This is a genomic window from Nostoc cf. edaphicum LEGE 07299 (assembly GCF_015207245.1).
Classification (GTDB): domain Bacteria; phylum Cyanobacteriota; class Cyanobacteriia; order Cyanobacteriales; family Nostocaceae; genus Nostoc; species Nostoc edaphicum_B.
Genome location: NZ_JADEXF010000969.1, coordinates 1 through 2,670, shown reverse-complemented (window position 1 = coordinate 2,670; position 2,670 = coordinate 1). Strand labels below are relative to the sequence as shown.

Below are 2,670 nucleotides of genomic sequence, written 5' to 3'. Positions count from 1 at the left end.
AACTACAACTGTGGAAAAAATAGGTAAGTTCAACAACACTTTTTGATTCAACCTTGGTCTTTTTTTTGTTTTGTATTTTTGTACCCAAGGTGGGTAATCTAAAAGCAAGTGCAATAGCTACTGAAAATATTTGTAAGTAACTGGGAAACTATGAGAATTTTGGTGACGGGCGGTGCTGGGTTTATTGGTTCCCATCTCATCGACCGACTAATGACTGCTGGCCATGAAATAATATGCTTGGATAATTTTTACACTGGTCATAAACGCAACATTCTGAAATGGTTAGGCCATCCGTACTTTGAATTGATCCGCCACGATATTACCGAACCAATTCGGTTAGAGGTCGATCAAATTTATCATTTAGCTTGCCCTGCTTCACCAGTACATTACCAGTACAACCCAGTTAAAACCGTTAAAACTAACGTGATGGGAACACTGAATATGTTGGGGCTAGCTAAACGTGTGAAAGCAAGGTTTTTCTTAGCTTCTACTAGTGAAGTATACGGAGATCCTGAAGTTCATCCTCAAACTGAAGAGTATAGAGGTAGCGTCAATCCCATTGGAATACGTTCATGCTATGACGAAGGTAAAAGAATTGCTGAGACTCTAGCATTTGATTACTATAGGCAAAATAAAGTTGATATTCGAGTTGTTCGGATATTCAACACCTACGGGCCGAGAATGTTAGAAAATGATGGTCGGGTGGTGAGCAACTTTATAGTTCAAGCCTTGCAGGGTAATCCTTTAACCGTGTACGGTGATGGTTCGCAAACTCGTAGTTTCTGCTACGTTTCCGATTTGGTAGAAGGATTCATCCGCTTAATGAATAGCGACTACATTGGCCCAATGAACCTGGGTAATCCTGGTGAATACACGATTTTACAATTGGCACAAACTGTGCAAAATATGATCAATCCAGACGCACAGATTAAATTCGAGGCACTACCTTCGGACGATCCCCGACGTCGCCAACCGGATATCACAAAGGCAAAAACTTGGTTAAATTGGGAACCTACCATTCCTCTGCAAGAGGGTTTAAAACTAACAATAGAAGATTTTCGCGATCGCATTCAAAGCGATGTCAATAATTCAACCACCTGAGTGGCGTCTAGCGTCGCTCTAAATTTTTATGCAGGCTAATCCCATCGGTAGCTAGTATATTTAGTTGCTGAGTTTTCCCAAATGTGTAAGTGTAAAATTGAGAACTTCTTTTTGAAGATTAAGCCCAAATAAGTGAGGAGTTAAATAAATGCGTGTTTGCGTGATTGGTACTGGTTACGTTGGTTTAGTTACAGGCGCTTGCTTGGCTCATATTGGGCATGATGTAATTTGCGTAGATAACAACGAAGAAAAAGTTAAGTTAATGAAGTCTGGGCAGTCTCCAATTTTTGAGCCGGGACTCTCAGAAATTATGCAGTCTGCTATTCAAACAGAGAAGATTCATTTTACTAGCGATCTTGCGGCTGGAGTTTCCCACGGAGAAATTCTGTTTATTGCTGTGGGAACGCCACCTTTGCCGACTGGTGAAAGTGATACTCGTTACGTCGAAGCTGTAGCTCGTGGGATTGGGGAAAATCTCAACGGTGGTTATAAAGTCATAGTAAATAAATCTACAGTACCCATTGGCTCAGGGGACTGGGTACGGATGCTTGTTCTAGATGGTGTTGCAGAGCGGCAGAAAACACTGATACCCGCAGGTGGAGTGCCGAGTGATGAGAAATTATCTGAATTTGTAGCCGAGTTTGATGTAGTCAGCAATCCAGAGTTTTTGCGCGAAGGTTCGGCAGTTCACGACACCTTTAACCCCGATCGCATTGTACTAGGAGGCAATAGCCAAAGAGCAGTAGCCTTAATGCAACAGCTGTATGCTCCAATTGTAGAACGCAAGTACGCTGACGATCAATCTTTACCCCCTGTGCCAATTTTGGCAACAGACCTGAGTTCGGCAGAGATGATTAAATACGCCGCTAATGCTTTCTTAGCTACTAAGATTAGTTTTATTAACGAAGTTGCTAATATTTGCGATCGCGTCGGTGCTGATGTCACCCAAGTAGCCAGAGGTATCGGTCTAGATTCCCGCATTGGTAACAAGTTTTTACAAGCTGGTATTGGTTGGGGTGGTTCTTGTTTCCCCAAAGATGTCTCCGCACTGATTCACACTGCTGATGACTATGGTTATGAAGCCCAGCTACTGAAATCTGCTGTCAGTGTCAACGAACGTCAGCGGTTGATTGCTTTGGAAAAACTCCAACAAGTTCTAAAAATTCTCAAAGGCAAAACAGTCGGACTACTCGGACTAACCTTCAAGCCCGATACCGACGATTTGCGAGATGCCCCAGCGCTCAACCTAATTGAGCAGCTAAACCGACTGGGAGCCAAAGTTAAAGCCTATGACCCCATTGTTTCCCAAACAGGTCTACGTCATGGACTTTCTGGTGTGCTTGTAGAAACCGATGCCGAAAGACTAGCTGACGGCTGTGATGCCTTAGTACTTGTCACCGAATGGAAGCAGTTTAGCACTCTAGACTATGTGAAGATGGCGAAACTGATGGCCCACCCCGTTATCATTGATGGTCGTAACTTCCTCGACCCCGAAGCAATGATACGCGCTGGATTCCAATATGTAGGCGTGGGTAGATAAAAAGTTAAAAGTTAGGAGTTATTAATAAC

General features: G+C 43.1%; 2 protein-coding genes. Both read left to right on the top strand.

Annotation, left to right across the window (positions count from 1 at the left end):
* The first annotated feature begins 150 nt into the window (after nt 1-150).
* Nucleotides 151-1,101 (top strand): UDP-glucuronic acid decarboxylase family protein, encoded by a 951-nt coding sequence (locus tag IQ229_RS23260; protein ID WP_194047818.1) that lies wholly within the window; start codon nt 151-153, stop codon nt 1,099-1,101.
* 148 nt (nt 1,102-1,249) lie between these two features.
* Nucleotides 1,250-2,641, top strand: coding sequence for a UDP-glucose dehydrogenase family protein (locus IQ229_RS23255; protein ID WP_194047816.1), 1,392 nt, complete (start codon nt 1,250-1,252; stop codon nt 2,639-2,641).
* Nucleotides 2,642-2,670 lie beyond the last annotated feature (29 nt).

Bases quoted from the DNA above. Each gene is read 5' to 3' on its own strand.
- IQ229_RS23260 (WP_194047818.1), top strand. From the start codon at position 151: ATGAGAATTTTGGTGACGGGCGGTGCTGGGTTTATTGGTTCCCATCTC.
- IQ229_RS23255 (WP_194047816.1), top strand. From the start codon at position 1,250: ATGCGTGTTTGCGTGATTGGTACTGGTTACGTTGGTTTAGTTACAGGC.